This is a genomic window from Pseudomonas sp. Irchel 3F3 (assembly GCF_900187545.1).
In the GTDB taxonomy this organism is placed as follows: Bacteria; Pseudomonadota; Gammaproteobacteria; order Pseudomonadales; family Pseudomonadaceae; genus Aquipseudomonas; species Aquipseudomonas fortuita.
The window spans coordinates 1-14,271 of sequence record NZ_FYDS01000019.1 but is presented as its reverse complement, the minus strand read 5'-3'; the positions used below and the strand labels follow the sequence as shown (position 1 = coordinate 14,271).

The 14,271-nt window shown below is 63.2% G+C and carries 12 protein-coding genes and 1 pseudogene; 11 read left to right on the top strand and 2 right to left on the bottom strand.

Annotation, left to right across the window (positions count from 1 at the left end):
• Positions 1 to 92: 92 nt before the first annotated feature.
• Positions 93 to 410 carry a Rieske (2Fe-2S) protein gene (locus CKW35_RS27100; RefSeq protein ID WP_016489146.1) on the top strand — a complete coding sequence of 106 codons (318 nt, stop codon included), beginning with the start codon at positions 93 to 95 and terminating at the stop codon, positions 408 to 410.
• On the opposite strand, the gene sfsA is transcribed toward CKW35_RS27100, so the two are convergent.
• Both sfsA and CKW35_RS27090 read right to left on the bottom strand, forming a co-directional pair.
• A complete protein-coding gene (gene sfsA, locus CKW35_RS27095) occupies positions 400 to 1,113 on the bottom strand; it encodes a DNA/RNA nuclease SfsA (RefSeq protein ID WP_023049291.1) in 714 nt (237 codons plus the stop codon). The genes CKW35_RS27100 and sfsA overlap by 11 nt on opposite strands.
• Positions 1,113 to 2,285 carry a pyridoxal phosphate-dependent aminotransferase gene (locus tag CKW35_RS27090; RefSeq protein WP_016489148.1) on the bottom strand — a complete coding sequence of 391 codons (1,173 nt, stop codon included), beginning with the start codon at positions 2,283 to 2,285 and terminating at the stop codon, positions 1,113 to 1,115. Before CKW35_RS27090 ends, sfsA begins: the two co-directional genes overlap by 1 nt.
• A 210-nt stretch (positions 2,286 to 2,495) precedes the next feature.
• Between CKW35_RS27090 and dksA the strand changes: the two genes are divergently transcribed.
• From dksA to CKW35_RS27040, 10 genes and pseudogenes are all read left to right on the top strand, one after another.
• The gene (gene dksA / locus CKW35_RS27085; protein WP_016489149.1) at positions 2,496 to 2,939 is read left to right on the top strand and encodes an RNA polymerase-binding protein DksA; all 444 of its coding nucleotides are present in this window, start codon (positions 2,496 to 2,498) and stop codon (positions 2,937 to 2,939) included.
• Positions 2,940 to 3,001: 62 nt separating this feature from the next.
• Positions 3,002 to 3,889 carry a tRNA glutamyl-Q(34) synthetase GluQRS gene (gluQRS, locus tag CKW35_RS27080; RefSeq protein WP_060519912.1) on the top strand — a complete coding sequence of 296 codons (888 nt, stop codon included), beginning with the start codon at positions 3,002 to 3,004 and terminating at the stop codon, positions 3,887 to 3,889.
• Positions 3,890 to 4,046: 157 nt separating this feature from the next.
• Positions 4,047 to 4,223, top strand: coding sequence for a hypothetical protein (locus CKW35_RS27075; RefSeq protein ID WP_003250005.1), 177 nt, complete (start codon positions 4,047 to 4,049; stop codon positions 4,221 to 4,223).
• Positions 4,207 to 7,182, top strand: a complete 2,976-nt coding sequence (locus CKW35_RS27070) for a sensor histidine kinase (protein WP_016489151.1) — start codon at positions 4,207 to 4,209, stop codon at positions 7,180 to 7,182. The genes CKW35_RS27075 and CKW35_RS27070 overlap by 17 nt, the downstream gene beginning before the upstream one ends.
• A gap of 4 nt (positions 7,183 to 7,186) precedes the next feature.
• The gene (locus tag CKW35_RS27065; protein ID WP_016489152.1) at positions 7,187 to 8,632 is read left to right on the top strand and encodes a sigma-54 dependent transcriptional regulator; all 1,446 of its coding nucleotides are present in this window, start codon (positions 7,187 to 7,189) and stop codon (positions 8,630 to 8,632) included.
• A 965-nt stretch (positions 8,633 to 9,597) separates the two neighbouring features.
• On the top strand, positions 9,598 to 10,980 hold the full coding sequence (locus CKW35_RS27060) for a polynucleotide adenylyltransferase PcnB (protein WP_016489153.1): 1,383 nt from the start codon (positions 9,598 to 9,600) through the stop codon (positions 10,978 to 10,980).
• Positions 10,977 to 11,456 carry a 2-amino-4-hydroxy-6-hydroxymethyldihydropteridine diphosphokinase gene (gene folK / locus CKW35_RS27055; RefSeq protein WP_016489154.1) on the top strand — a complete coding sequence of 160 codons (480 nt, stop codon included), beginning with the start codon at positions 10,977 to 10,979 and terminating at the stop codon, positions 11,454 to 11,456. The genes CKW35_RS27060 and folK overlap by 4 nt, the downstream gene beginning before the upstream one ends.
• Before the next feature lie 262 nt (positions 11,457 to 11,718).
• Positions 11,719 to 12,519: a 3-methyl-2-oxobutanoate hydroxymethyltransferase gene (panB, locus tag CKW35_RS27050; protein ID WP_060519961.1), complete on the top strand. Its 801-nt coding sequence runs from the start codon at positions 11,719 to 11,721 to the stop codon at positions 12,517 to 12,519.
• Complete coding sequence (gene panC, locus CKW35_RS27045; protein WP_060519959.1) at positions 12,516 to 13,379, top strand: pantoate--beta-alanine ligase; 864 nt, start codon at positions 12,516 to 12,518, stop codon at positions 13,377 to 13,379. Before panB ends, panC begins: the two co-directional genes overlap by 4 nt.
• 237 nt (positions 13,380 to 13,616) lie before the next feature.
• A pseudogene (locus tag CKW35_RS27040) lies at positions 13,617 to 14,271 on the top strand (glucose-6-phosphate isomerase); the annotation flags it as partial.

Genomic DNA, 14,271 nt, shown 5'->3' with positions numbered 1-14,271 from the left:
CCATAGGGGCCAGGCGCAGCGAATGCGGGCAATTTGATAATTATTCGCATTGACGCGTCAAGTCATCATCTGTTTCATGAGTCGTCCTCGCCATGCACTTGCTCTGTACCTCCCACACCCTGGCCGAAGGCCAAAGCCGCGCCTTCAGCGTAGACGGCCTCGAACTGTTCGGCGTGCGCCGCCAGGGCCAGGTGTACCTCTACCGCAACCGGTGCCCGCACCGCAGCATCCCGCTGAACTGGACGCAAGATGCCTTTCTCGATGACAGCGCCAGCCTCATCCACTGCGCCCACCATGGCGCGCTGTTCCTGATTGAAAGCGGCGAGTGCGTAGCCGGCCCTTGCGAGGGTGAGCAACTGCTGGCCCTGGGCTGTCACGAAGACAGCCAAGGCATCTGGCTCACGGCGTAAGCAGCACCGGCAGGCGGCAATCAATAACAATGCCTTCGGCGCTCAGGCGGGTGCCGTAGGCCAGCACCTCCACCCCGTCCGCCACCGCCGCACGCAGGGCCTGGGCATAGGCTGCGTCGATTTCCTCAGCTGGGCGTACGGCATTGATGCCAGTCAGGTTCACGCAGTACAACTGCACCGCCCGCACGCCCTGCCGGGCCAGCTTCGCCAGCTCGCGCAGGTGCTTGGCACCGCGCTGTGTCACCGCATCGGGAAAAGCCGCGACCGTGCTGTCGGGGTAACCCAAGGTCACGCTCTTCACCTCGACATACGCAGGGGCACCGTCGAACTCCAGGCGAAAGTCGATGCGGCTGCTTTCCTCTCCGTACGCGACTTCGCGCTTGAGCGCGGTAAAACCGGCCAGTTCGGCGATGACGCCGGCCCGCAGTGCCTCTTCGACCAGCGCGTTAGCCCGCCCAGTGTTCACACAGGCCAGCCGCCCCTGTGGGGTTTCGCTGATTTCCCAGGTGCCTGGCAGTTTGCGCTTGGGGTCGTTGGAGCGGCTAAACCACACCTGCCCGCCTTCACGCATGCAATTGAGCATGGAACCGGTGTTCGGGCAGTGAATGGTCAGCTGTTCGCCGCTGGCCAGTTCGATGTCCGCCAGAAAGCGCTTGTAACGGCGCAGCAGGCGGCCCTGTTCGAGTGGGGGATAGAACTGCATCAGCCTTGCCAGCTCCGCAGGCCACGGGCAATGCGCTGCACCGCCTCTTCCAGGCGCGGCAGGCTCTGGGTGTAGGCAAAGCGCACATGGTGCCCAGCCAGGTGACGGCCAAAGTCCAGGCCCGGCGTAAAGGCCACGTGCTCGGTTTCCAGAAAGTGCCGGCAGAAGGCAAACGCATCACCGCCAAAGGCACTGATATCGGCATACAGGTAAAACGCCCCCTGCGGCTCGACGGCTATGCGGAAGCCCAGTTCGCGCAGGGCGGGCAGCAGGTAGTCGCGGCGGCGGGCGAACTCGGCGCGGCGCTCCTCGAAAATGGCCAGGCTCTCGGGCTGGAAGCATGCCAGCGCGGCATGCTGGGCCATGCTCGGTGCACTGATGTACAGGTTCTGCGCCAGTTTCTCCAGGTCGGCCACTGCGCCGGGTGGGGCCACCAGCCAGCCAAGGCGCCAACCGGTCATGCCGTAATACTTGGAAAAACTATTCAGGACGAACGCCGAGTCGTCGACTTCCAGCACACTTGGCGCGTCCATGCCATAGGTGAGGCCATGGTAGATCTCGTCCACCACCAGGTGGCCATGCCGCTCATGGGTGGCTTTGGCAAGGCTGGCCAACGCTTCGCGCCCCAGCACAGTACCAGTCGGGTTAGCCGGCGACGCGACCAGGGCACCGACCGTGTCCTTGTCCCAGTAACGTTCGACCAGGTCGGCGGTCAGCTGGTAGTTCACCTCCGGGCCCACCGGCACCAGCTGCGCCCCGCCCTCGACCAGGCGCAGGAAGTGGCGATTGCACGGGTAACCCGGGTCGGCCAGCAGCCAGTGCTTGCCCGGGTCGACCAGCAGACTGCTGGCCAGCAGCAGCGCGCCAGAACCACCTGGGGTAATCAGGATGCGCTGCGGGTCGATATTCAGGCCATAACGCTGGCCATAAAAGCCGGCGATCGCTTCACGCAGTGCCGGCAGGCCGCGTGCAGCGGTGTAGCGGGTGTGCCCGGCAGCCAGCGCGGCCTGGCCGGCGGCGACGATCGGTGCGGCCGTGGTGAAGTCCGGCTCGCCGATTTCCAGGTGGATCACGTCGTGCCCGGCCGCCTGCAGCTCGTTGGCCCGGGCCAGCAGCGCCATGACGTGGAAGGGTTCGATGGCGCGGCTGCGCGCACTGTAGGGGTGGGCCATGACCTTCTCTCAATTGGGTCTAAACTGGAGATTCTACCTCTGCACGCCAACGAACGTACGGCTCGCGCCGATGTCAATAAGCAGGATCGGGCGGGGTAGCGCACCCCCGATCTATCTGGTAAGTTCGGCGGCTCGCAGTCGCAGGGCCGGCGGTCGCCGGGGATGGAGCATCCTGCGCATTGGATCAGATGAGTGAGAGGCGGTCTATTCATGTCCACCGTAGAAAAGCAAAAAACCGGAACCATGTACGGTGTCGAGCCCTATAAAGAGACCAAGGGCGAAGAGTACATGGGTGAGCCCATGAAGAAGCACTTCACCAAGCTTCTCAATGCCTGGAAAGGCGAGCTCATGCACAGTGTGGATCGCACCGTAGACCACATGAAGGATGAAGCTGCGAACTTCCCGGACCCGGCCGACCGTGCCAGCCAGGAAGAAGAATTTGCTCTTGAGCTGCGCAACCGTGACCGCGAGCGCAAGCTGATCAAGAAAATCGACAAGACCCTGCAGAAGATCCAGGACGAAGAGTACGGCTGGTGTGATTCCTGCGGCATCGAGATCGGCCTGCGCCGTCTGGAAGCCCGTCCGACCGCAGACCTGTGTTTCGACTGCAAGGAAATTGCCGAGAAAAAGGAAAAAACGGTCGGTAAAGGCTGACCTTTCTTCCACCTGAACGGGGCGCTTCATGCGCCCCGTTTCATTTATATGCCCAGCCTGACATGACCGACTCCAGCTACATCGGGCGCTTCGCCCCCACCCCCAGCGGCTTTTTGCACTTCGGCTCGCTGGTCGCCGCCCTGGCCTCCTGGCTCGACGCCCGCGCCGTGAACGGCCGCTGGTTGCTGCGCATGGAAGACACCGACCCACCCCGGGAAATGCCCGGTGCCCGTGATGCCATCCTGCAAACCCTGGAGCGTTACGCGCTGGAATGGGATGGCGAGGTCGTGTTCCAGAGCCAGCGGCACGACGCCTATGCCGCGGTCGTCGACCGCCTGTTCAACATGGGCCTGGCCTATGCCTGTACCTGCTCGCGCAAGCAGCTGGAGGGTTACAACGGCATTTACCCAGGCCTGTGCCGCAATGCCGGCCATGCCCGTGAAGGTGCGGCGATCCGCTTGCGCGTGCCAGAGCTGATCTACCGCTTTACCGACCGGGTGCAGGGCGAGTACCAGCAACACCTGGGGCGTGAGGTGGGCGACTTTGTCATCCAGCGCCGCGACGGGCTGTATGCGTACCAGCTGGCGGTGGTGCTGGACGATGCCTGGCAGGGTGTTACCGACATCGTGCGCGGCGCCGACCTGCTCGACAACACCCCGCGTCAGCTGTACCTGCAGGAGCTGCTGGGCTTCTCACAGCCGCGCTATTTGCATATTCCGCTGATCGTGCAGCCGGATGGGCACAAGCTGGGCAAGTCGTACCGGTCGCCGCCCCTGCAGGCAGAGCAGGCTACTCCCCTGCTGCTGCGGGCATTGAGGGCGCTGGGGCAAGAAACAGACCCCGATTTGCTACTGGCTACGCCGGCTGAAGTGTTGGCGATAGCCCGCAAGCAGTGGCGGCCGGAGGCGATCGCGCAGCGGACCACGGTACCTGAAGCTGATTTGCGCTGAGGCAGGCCCGGCGCTTTCGCGGGTAAACCAACCCTCAATAACAAAAGCCCAATAATTTCAAACCCTTGGCTAACGCAATGGATTCCCGCTAGCATCCCCCCAGTCATTTGCGCCAATAATAAGTCCAAGCCCGCAGCGCCCAACCATCGAGGCCAGCATGTACATCTATCGTTTGGTCCTGCTTCTGGTCGTGGGGATCTACCTGTTCTCCCCGGCCATCATGGACTGGTGGATCGAACCGACCGGAGCCTGGTACCGCCCGTACCTGCTCTGGCTGATCCTGATCGTCGTCACCTTCATCCTGCAGAGCCAACGAGATGCCGATGAGCTTTAGCCTGACCCAGATGATCCTGATCAGCGCCGGGTACCTCATGGTGCTGTTTGGCGTGGCCTGGATCAGCGAGCGCGGGTTGATCCCGCGTTCGATCATTCGCCACCCCCTCACCTACACCCTGTCGCTGGGCGTGTATGCCAGTGCCTGGGCCTTTTATGGCTCGGTGGGCCTGGCCTACCAGTACGGCTATGGCTTCCTGGCCTGTTACCTGGGGGTATCCGGCGCATTCCTGCTGGCACCGGTGTTGCTCTACCCGATCCTCAAGATCACCCGCACCTACCAGCTTTCATCGCTGGCCGACCTGCTGGCGTTCCGCTTTCGCAGCACCTGGGCCGGCGCATTGACCACCATCATCATGCTGATCGGCGTGTTGCCCTTGCTGGCGCTGCAGATACAGGCGGTGGCCGACTCGATCAGCATTCTCACCGGTGAGCCGGTCAAGGCCAGGGTAGCCTTTGCGTTCTGTACGCTGATCATTCTGTTCACCATCTTCTTCGGCTCGCGACACATTGCCACGCGCGAAAAACACGAAGGGCTGGTGTTCGCCATCGCCTTCGAGTCGGTGATCAAGCTGCTGGCCTTGGGCGGCATAGGCCTTTACGCCCTGTACGGCGTATTCGGCGGCCCGCACGAGCTGGAGGTCTGGCTATTGCAGAACCAGACCGCCCTGGCCGCCCTGCACACCCCGCTGCAGGAAGGCCCATGGCGCACCCTGCTGCTGGTGTTCTTCGCCTCGGCCATCGTCATGCCGCACATGTACCACATGGCCTTCACCGAAAACCTCAACCCGCGCTCGCTGGTCAGTGCCAGCTGGGGCCTGCCGCTGTTCCTGCTGCTGATGAGCCTGGCCGTGCCGCTGGTGCTGTGGGCCGGCCTGCGCCTGGGCGCCAGCACCAACCCCGAGTACTTCACCCTGGGCCTGGGGATTGCCGCCAACAACGAAGCACTGGCGCTGCTGGCCTACATCGGCGGCTTGTCAGCCGCCAGCGGCCTGATCATCGTCACCACCCTGGCACTGTCGGGCATGGCCCTCAACCACTTGGTGCTGCCCCTGTACCAGCCCCCGGCCGAAGGCAACATCTACCGTTGGCTGAAGTGGACCCGTCGCGCGCTGATCGTCGCCATCATTACCGCCGGCTTCATGTTCTACCTGACCCAGAACAACCACCAGAGCCTGGCCAACCTGGGCATTGTCGCCTTCGTCGCCACCCTGCAGTTCCTGCCGGGCGTACTATCGGTGCTGTACTGGCCCACCGCCAACCGGCGCGGCTTCATCGCCGGGTTGCTGGCCGGCACCCTGGTGTGGATGGTGACCATGCTGCTGCCGCTGCTGGGCAACCTGCAGGGCTTCTATATACCGCTGCTGGACATGATCTATGTGCTGGACGATACCAGCTGGCACATGGCGGCCATTGCCTCGCTGGCGGCCAACGTTTTGCTGTTCACCCTGATCTCGCTGTTCACCAACGCCAGCAGCGAAGAAGTCAGCGCGGCAGAAGCCTGCGCCGTGGACAACGTACGCCGCCCGCAGCGCCGCGAGTTGCACGCCGCCTCGCCGCAGGAGTTTGCCACCCAACTGGCCAAGCCGCTGGGTGCCAAGGCTGCACAAAAAGAAGTGGAGCAGGCCCTGCGTGACCTCTACTTACCGTTCGACGAGCGCCGCCCCTACGCCTTGCGCCGCCTGCGCGACCGCATCGAGGCCAACCTGTCCGGCCTGATGGGCCCGAGCGTGGCCCAGGACATGGTCGAAACCTTCCTGCCCTACAAGTCCGGTAACGAAAACTATGTGACCGAAGACATCCATTTCATCGAAAGCCGCCTGGAAGACTACCACTCGCGCCTGACCGGCCTGGCCGCCGAGCTCGACGCCCTGCGCCGCTACCATCGCCAGACCCTGCAAGAGCTTCCCATGGGCGTGTGCTCGCTGGCCAAGGACCAGGAAATCCTGATGTGGAACAAGGCCATGGAAGAGCTCACCGGCATCGCCGCCAAGCACGTGGTCGGCTCGCGTCTGCTCACCATCGACGAGCCCTGGCGCGGCCTGCTGCAAGGCTTCATCAACCTGCCCGACGAGCACTTGCACAAGCAGCGCCTGGCACTGGACGGGCAACCGCGCTGGCTGAACCTGCACAAGGCAGCCATTGACGAGCCCCTGGCACCCGGTAACAGCGGCCTTGTGCTGTTGGTGGAAGACCTTACCGAAACCCAGGCACTGGAAGACAAGCTGGTGCACTCCGAGCGCCTGGCCAGCATTGGGCGCCTGGCCGCCGGCGTGGCCCACGAAATCGGCAACCCGATAACCGGCATCGCCTGCCTGGCGCAAAACCTGCGCGAGGAACGCGAGGGCGATGGCGAAATCATCGAGCTGTCCAGCCAGATCCTCGACCAGACCAAGCGGGTGTCGCGCATCGTCCAGTCATTGATGAGCTTCGCCCATGCCGGCGGCAGCCACCAGAACAGCGAAGAACCGGTGTGCCTGGCCGAAGTGGCGCAGGACGCCATCGGTCTGCTGGCCTTGAACCGGCGCAATTTCGAAGTCCAGTTCTTCAACCTCTGCAACCCCGACCACTGGGCCGAAGGGGACCCGCAGCGCCTGGCCCAGGTGCTGATCAACCTGCTCTCCAACGCCCGCGACGCATCAAAGCCCGGCAGTGCCGTGCGCGTGCGCACCGAGGTCAGCGAACACACCGTCGACCTGATCGTCGAGGACGAGGGCAGCGGGATACCGAAGAACATCATGGACCGCCTGTTCGAGCCCTTCTTCACCACCAAGGACCCTGGCGAGGGAACCGGACTGGGGCTCGCTCTGGTCTATTCCATCGTGGAAGAGCATTATGGGCAAATCACCATCGACAGCCCGGCCGATATCGAACGGCAACGTGGCACCCGGATCCGCGTGACCCTGCCCCGGCATGTCGTAGCGACGTCCCCTGAAATTCGAGACCGTCGAGAGAATTGAATCAATGCCGCATATTCTGATCGTCGAAGACGAAACCATCATCCGCTCGGCCTTGCGTCGCCTGCTCGAGCGGAACCAGTACCAAGTCAGCGAAGCCGGCTCGGTGCAGGAAGCCCAGGAACGCTTCAGCATTGCCACCTTCGACCTGATCGTCAGCGACCTGCGCCTGCCAGGCGCACCCGGTACCGAGCTGATCAAGCTTGGTCAGGGCACCCCGGTGCTGATCATGACCAGTTACGCCAGCCTGCGCTCGGCGGTAGACTCGATGAAAATGGGCGCGGTGGACTACATCGCCAAGCCATTCGACCACGACGAGATGCTGCAGGCCGTGGCGCGTATCCTGCGCGACCGGCAGAACACCCCGGCCGCCGCACCGGCTGCCGAGCCACGCGCCGCCAATGGCAAGGCCGCCCCGGCCGACAAAGGCAGCGCGGCTGCGGCCAATGGCGAAATCGGCATCATCGGCTCGTGCCCGCCGATGCAGGACATGTACAGCAAGATCCGCAAGGTTGCGCCCACCGACTCCAACGTGCTGATCCAGGGTGAATCGGGTACCGGTAAAGAGCTGGTGGCCCGCGCCCTGCACAACCTGTCGCGCCGCGCCAAGGCACCGATGATCTCGGTGAACTGCGCAGCCATCCCCGAGACACTGATCGAGTCCGAACTGTTCGGTCACGAAAAAGGCGCGTTCACTGGCGCCAGCGCCGGGCGTGCGGGCCTGGTAGAAGCCGCCGACGGCGGCACGCTGTTCCTCGACGAAATCGGCGAACTGCCGCTGGAAGCCCAGGCCCGCCTGCTGCGCGTGCTGCAGGAAGGCGAGATTCGCCGGGTGGGTTCGGTGCAATCGCAAAAGGTCGATGTGCGCCTGATCGCCGCGACCCACCGCGACCTGAAGAACCTGGCCAAGGCCGGCCAGTTCCGCGAAGACCTTTACTACCGCCTGCACGTGATCGCCCTGAAACTGCCTGCCCTGCGCGAGCGCGGCAGCGACGTCAACGAAATCGCCAGCGCCTTCCTGGCGCGCCAGAGCGCGCGTATCGGCCGCGACGACCTGCACTTCTCGGCCGAAGCCGAGCAAGCCATTCGTCACTACAGCTGGCCGGGTAACGTGCGAGAGCTGGAAAACGCCGTGGAGCGCGCGGTGATCCTCAGCGAGAGCGCGGAAATTTCTGCCGAACTGCTGGGCATCGACATCGAGCTGAGCGACCTGGAAGAGGACGAGATCCTCAACAACGCCCTGGTGGTGGCCAGCGCTGCCAATGCCAGCCACGAGCCGACCGAGGACCTGTCGCTGGAAGACTACTTCCAGCACTTCGTACTCGAGCATCAGGACCACATGACCGAGACCGAACTGGCACGCAAGCTTGGCGTCAGCCGCAAGTGCCTGTGGGAACGCCGCCAGCGCCTGGGCATTCCACGGCGCAAGAGCAACGCTACCAGCGATAATTGAGTTCGGCACAGCGTCGCCTTCGAGATCGAGCGCCGCGCGGGCGGCGCTTCGCGGGGCAAGCCCGCTCCCACATCTGTTTCGGCCAATATCTCCTGCCACCATTGGCGCGCGGCCCCTTGCTGCACGACGTGATTGAATGGAACAACAGAGGGGCGAGCTCCGACGCCTCAGGATTGATTGGCCCGAAACAAATGTGGGAGCGGGCTTGCCCCGCGAAGCGCCGCTCGCGCGGCGCTCGATCGCATAGGCGCTAAACAGGGTGTGGCGAACACATCGGGCCCGGAAACACCCCAGGTAACACATCAGTTCCCACAAAAATCTGTTACCCAACCTTTCCGCCGTAACAGTTCCCGAGGCGTACGGTAACGAAATTGCGACATTTTGAGCGTCGTGAAAACTGCTGAAATGCCTCAACCCCTTGATTTTACTGGGTTTGCAAAAGTTGGCACGGCACCTGCTATATGCTTAGTACAAAAACAATAACAAGCACTGCAACCTAAAATAAGAACAAGACGAAACGGCTCACGCACAATAAAAACAAGACGGCGGAGGCGCAGCTAACTGATTCTTTTGGAGAGGATGCGTGTTTGGGGCTTGCCCCACGACCAGGCAGAGAACAACAAAAACTGCACTAAAAAGCAGCGCCTGAACTGGTTGGATCGACAGATCAACGTGACATCAGCGGCCAAAGCAATCCGTTTGCTCTTAACCCCTGGATTGGGGGTCGTCCACAAGCTTCGAGATTTGTGGACAGGGCACTCAACAAAAACAAAAAGCCCAGCAAAAAAACAATAAGAGCACGCAACGACTTCTTGGGGAGCTTAGGCTCCCCTTGTCGTTTCTACCCTTCTGGCAGGCATCCTGCTACCCGCCTACACCATTCCCCGAGTAAATGCTAGAATCCCCGCCCATCATGCGGCCATTCTCCTATTATTGGCCGAACATTCCTTCACACAGTGCATCCCATGCTGAAGAAGCTGTTCCAGTCTTTCCGCCCGCCCGTACCGGGCACGCACCACAGGCGCACTACGCCTGAGGTGATCAACAAGAGCCAGCACTCGCTGCAGCGCCACCAGTTCAGCCGCCACGCGGTGAATATCGTGGAACGCCTGCAGAGCGCCGGCTACCAGGCTTACCTGGTCGGTGGCTGTGTCCGCGACCTGATGCTGGGCATTACGCCGAAAGATTTCGACGTCGCCACCAGCGCCACCCCCGAACAGGTCCGTGCCGAATTCCGTAACGCGCGCATCATTGGTCGCCGCTTCAAACTGGTCCACGTGCATTTCGGCCGTGAGATCATCGAAGTTGCCACCTTCCGCGCCCCTCACTCGGAAGACGACCAGGGCGACAGCCACCGTTCGTCGCACAATTCCAGTGGCCGCATCCTGCGTGACAACGTGTACGGCACCTTGGAAGAAGACGCGCAACGCCGCGACTTCACCATCAATGCCCTGTACTACGACCCGGTCAGCGAGCGCATTCTCGATTACGCCAACGGTGTGCACGATGTGCGCAACCGCCTGCTGCGGCTGATCGGCGACCCGACCCACCGCTACCAGGAAGACCCTGTGCGCATGCTGCGCGCGGTGCGTTTTGCCGCCAAGCTGGACTTCGGTATCGAGAAGCACACGGTCCAGCCGATCCGCGAGCTTGCCCCGCTGCTGCGCGAGATTCCGCCCGCACGCCTGTTCGAGGAAAGCCTCAAGCTGTTCCTCTCAGGCCAAGGCGCCATGGCCTTCGAGATGCTGGTCGACCTGCAGCTGTTCGAGCCGTTGTTCCCGGCCAGCGCACACGCCCTGGACGAGCGCCCGACCTACGCCCACACACTGATCAGCCAAGCGTTGCAAAACACCGACCTGCGGGTGAAGCAGGGCAAACCGGTGACCCCGGCGTTCCTGTTCGCCGCACTGCTGTGGCCAGCCCTGCCGGCCCGCGTGCTGCACCTGCAGAACCAGGGCGTGCCGCCGATACCCGCCATGAATGGCGCGGCCCACGACCTGATCGCCGAGCAATGCGCGCGCATCGCCATCCCCAAGCGTTTCACGCTGCCGATCCGCGAGATCTGGGACATGCAGGAGCGCCTGCCACGGCGCAGCGGCAAACGCGCCGACATGCTGCTGGACAACCCTCGCTTCCGCGCCGGTTACGACTTCCTGCTGCTGCGTGAAAGCGCCGGGGAAGATACCGACGACCTCGGCCAGTGGTGGACCGACTACCAGGATGCCAACGACAGCGAGCGTCGCGAGATGATTCGCGAGCTGGGCAGCCGTGACGAAGGTGCCGGCCCGCGCAAACGCAAACGCAGCACCAGCAAACGCAAACGCGGTGGTGACGAGGCGTCCGAGTGAAGACTCGCGCCTACGTCGGCCTGGGCAGCAACCTGGACGCACCCGCCGAACAACTGCGCAGTGCCTTGCAGGCGCTTGACCAGGTGGAGGGTACTCGCCTGGTGGCGGCTTCGGCCTTGTACACCAGCGATTCGCTGCTGCCCGGCCAACCGCGTTACACCAACGCTGTCGCCGCCCTGGACACCGCACTGCCGCCTCTGGCGCTGCTCGATGCATTGCAAGCCATCGAGAACGGCCAGGGCCGCGTGCGCAAGGAGCGCTGGGGCCCGCGCACGCTGGACCTGGACATCCTGCTGTTCGGTGACCTGGTACTCGACGAGCCACGCCTGAAAGTGCCGCATTACCACATGCATGCCCGGCCTTTCGTGCTGTACCCACTGGCCGAACTGGTGCCGGACGACTTCCACCTGGCAGATGGCCGCGCCCTCGCGCAATTGCTCGGCGACTGCCCGTTCGTCGGCCTTGAACGCCTGTAAACCGGGCGTTCCAGCGTTGCACACTGGCACGGTAACGCCAGTAACACCCTGATCGTAACAATGCGGTAACAGGGTGATTGACTTCCCCCACCTCGCTCACGACTATAGGCGTCCCGTGCGGCCCCAAAGTGCCGCATACCCGTATTTAGGCCCGGACGGACCTGTGCCCGAACATCACGCGCGATGATGTGCCGCTCCGGAAGATGACTACACGCGTTGAATGCAGTCGTTTTTTACAGCGCCTGAACGAGGATTTTCCGACATGCCTGAAGTAACCCTTACCACCCTCAATGGCCTCAAGGCCAAGGGTGAAAAAATCACCATGCTGACCTGCTACGACGCGACCTTCGCCAAGGCCGCCAGCCAGGCCGGCATTGAAGTGTTGCTGGTAGGCGACTCGCTGGGGATGGTCCTGCAGGGGCACGACAGCACCCTGCCGGTCACCACGGCGGACATGGCCTACCACACCGCCAGCGTCAAACGCGGTAATGACGGTGCACTGATACTCACCGACCTGCCATTCATGGCGCACGCCACCCCGGAGCAAGCCTTTGCCAACAGCGCCACGCTTATGCGCGCCGGCGCCCACATGGTCAAAATCGAAGGCGCCGCCTGGCTGGCCGAAACCATCCGCCTGCTGGCTGAGCGCGGTGTGCCGGTGTGCGCACACATGGGCCTGACCCCGCAGACCGTCAACGTGCTGGGCGGCTACAAGGTGCAAGGCCGTCAGGAGGCCCAGGCCCGGCAGATGCGCGCCGACGCCATCGCCCTCGAACAGGCCGGCGCGGCCATGCTGCTGCTCGAATGCGTACCCAGCGAACTGGCGGCAGAAATCACCAACGCCGTGGGCATCCCGGTGATCGGCATTGGCGCCGGCAGCGCCACCGATGGCCAGGTGCTGGTACTGCACGACATGCTCGGCCTGTCGCTGAGCGGCCGAGTGCCGAAGTTCGTGAAGAACTTCATGCAAGGCCAGCCCGATATCCACAGCGCGCTCGTCGCTTACGTCGAGGCGGTCAAGCAAGTCAGCTTCCCTGGTAGCGAACACGGGTTCAGTGCATGAATACAGTAAAGACCGTCCGCGAATTGCGCGCCGCCGTCGCCCGCGCTCGCGGTGAAGGCAAGCGCATCGGCTTCGTGCCCACCATGGGCAACCTGCACAGCGGCCACGCGGCCCTGGTAACCAAGGCTGCGCAGCGCGCCGATTTCGTGGTGGCCAGCATCTTCGTCAACCCGCTGCAATTTGGCGCCAACGAAGACCTCGACAAGTACCCGCGCACCCTGGCCGCAGACCAGGAGCGCCTGCTGCAGGCCGGCTGCAACCTGCTGTTCGCGCCCACCGTGGAAGAGATGTACCCCGACGGCATGAGCGTGCAAACCCGCGTCAGCGTGCCCCACCTGTCCGAAGGCCTGTGCGGCGCCAGCCGGCCGGGGCATTTCGAAGGTGTGGCCACCGTGGTCAGCAAGCTGTTCAACATGGTCCAGCCAGACCTTGCCGTGTTCGGTGAAAAGGACTTCCAGCAACTGGCGGTGATCCGCGCCATGGTGCGCGACCTGAACATGCCGGTTCAGATCATTGGCGAGCCCACTGTGCGTGCCGAGGATGGCCTGGCACTGTCGTCGCGCAATGGCTACCTCACGCCGGAGCAGCGTGCGACCGCGCCGGTGCTGTACCGCACGCTGCAGCACATCGCAGCGGCCATCGGCCGTGGCCAACGGGACTTTGCCGCGCTGGTCGCCGAGGGGCAGGCGCAGCTGAGTGCTGCGGGGCTGCGCGCGGATTATCTGGAAGTGCGCCATGCCGTGAGCCTACGCCCGGCAATGATCGATGATCGCGATTTGGTGGTGATTGCTGCGGCTTATCTGGGTAACACCAGGTTGATCGACAACCTTTACCTGCATGTGGAAGAAAAGACCGCATAACGGCCTGGGGCTGCTATGCAGCCCATTCGCGGGACAAGCCCGCTCCCACAGCCGTCAAGCCCGACACAGAAACTGTGGGAGCGGCCTTGTGCCGCGAATGGGGCGCAAAGCGCTCCCCAAAATCACCCTGCCATACCCATTCCCAGTGCGTGGCCTTTGCCTATAATGATGCCAGCCTGAACCCGGCAATGACTGCCGTGTCCAAGGCCTCATCACGCACCAAGGGAACCCCGCGCAATGGCGTATTACCGTACACCCCACGATGTGACGGCGCTGCCCGCCTGGCAGGCGCTTCAGCAACACCGCGACGCCATGCAAGGCTTCAGCATGCGCGAAGCCTTCGCCGCCGATGCCCAACGCTTCGACCAGTTCTCCCTGAGCTGCTGCGGCCTGTTCCTCGACTACTCGAAAAACCTGATCACCGAACAAAGCCGCGACCTGCTGGTGAACCTGGCCAACGAAGTGGGCCTGCAGGACGCCATCAAGTCGATGTTCAGCGGCGAAATCATCAACGCTTCCGAAGGTCGCCCGGTGCTGCACACGGCCCTGCGCCGGCCGGTGGGCGACAAGCTGAGCGTCAACGGCGTGAACGTCATGCCGGAAGTGCACAAGGTACTCAACCAGATCACCGAACTGGTCGGCCGCATCCATGACGGCCTGTGGCGCGGCTACAGCGAAAAGCCGATCACCGACGTGGTCAATATCGGTATCGGTGGCTCGTTCCTCGGCCCCGAGCTGGTTTCCGAAGCGCTACTGCCTTACGCCCAGCGTGGCGTACGCTGCCACTACCTGGCGAACATCGACGGCAGTGAATTCCACGAGCTCTCGGCCAACCTGCGCGCCGAAACCACCCTGTTCATCGTCTCGTCGAAGTCGTTCAACACCCTCGAGA

What these genes read in the sequence shown, in the direction of transcription:
- CKW35_RS27100 (WP_016489146.1), top strand. Translation starts at nt 93, where the DNA reads ATGCACTTGCTCTGTACCTCCCACACCCTGGCCGAAGGCCAAAGCCGC.
- sfsA (WP_023049291.1), bottom strand. Translation starts at nt 1,113, where the DNA reads ATGCAGTTCTATCCCCCACTCGAACAGGGCCGCCTGCTGCGCCGTTAC.
- CKW35_RS27090 (WP_016489148.1), bottom strand. Translation starts at nt 2,285, where the DNA reads ATGGCCCACCCCTACAGTGCGCGCAGCCGCGCCATCGAACCCTTCCAC.
- dksA (WP_016489149.1), top strand. Translation starts at nt 2,496, where the DNA reads ATGTCCACCGTAGAAAAGCAAAAAACCGGAACCATGTACGGTGTCGAG.
- gluQRS (WP_060519912.1), top strand. Translation starts at nt 3,002, where the DNA reads ATGACCGACTCCAGCTACATCGGGCGCTTCGCCCCCACCCCCAGCGGC.
- CKW35_RS27075 (WP_003250005.1), top strand. Translation starts at nt 4,047, where the DNA reads ATGTACATCTATCGTTTGGTCCTGCTTCTGGTCGTGGGGATCTACCTG.
- CKW35_RS27070 (WP_016489151.1), top strand. Translation starts at nt 4,207, where the DNA reads ATGCCGATGAGCTTTAGCCTGACCCAGATGATCCTGATCAGCGCCGGG.
- CKW35_RS27065 (WP_016489152.1), top strand. Translation starts at nt 7,187, where the DNA reads ATGCCGCATATTCTGATCGTCGAAGACGAAACCATCATCCGCTCGGCC.
- CKW35_RS27060 (WP_016489153.1), top strand. Translation starts at nt 9,598, where the DNA reads ATGCTGAAGAAGCTGTTCCAGTCTTTCCGCCCGCCCGTACCGGGCACG.
- panB (WP_060519961.1), top strand. Translation starts at nt 11,719, where the DNA reads ATGCCTGAAGTAACCCTTACCACCCTCAATGGCCTCAAGGCCAAGGGT.
- panC (WP_060519959.1), top strand. Translation starts at nt 12,516, where the DNA reads ATGAATACAGTAAAGACCGTCCGCGAATTGCGCGCCGCCGTCGCCCGC.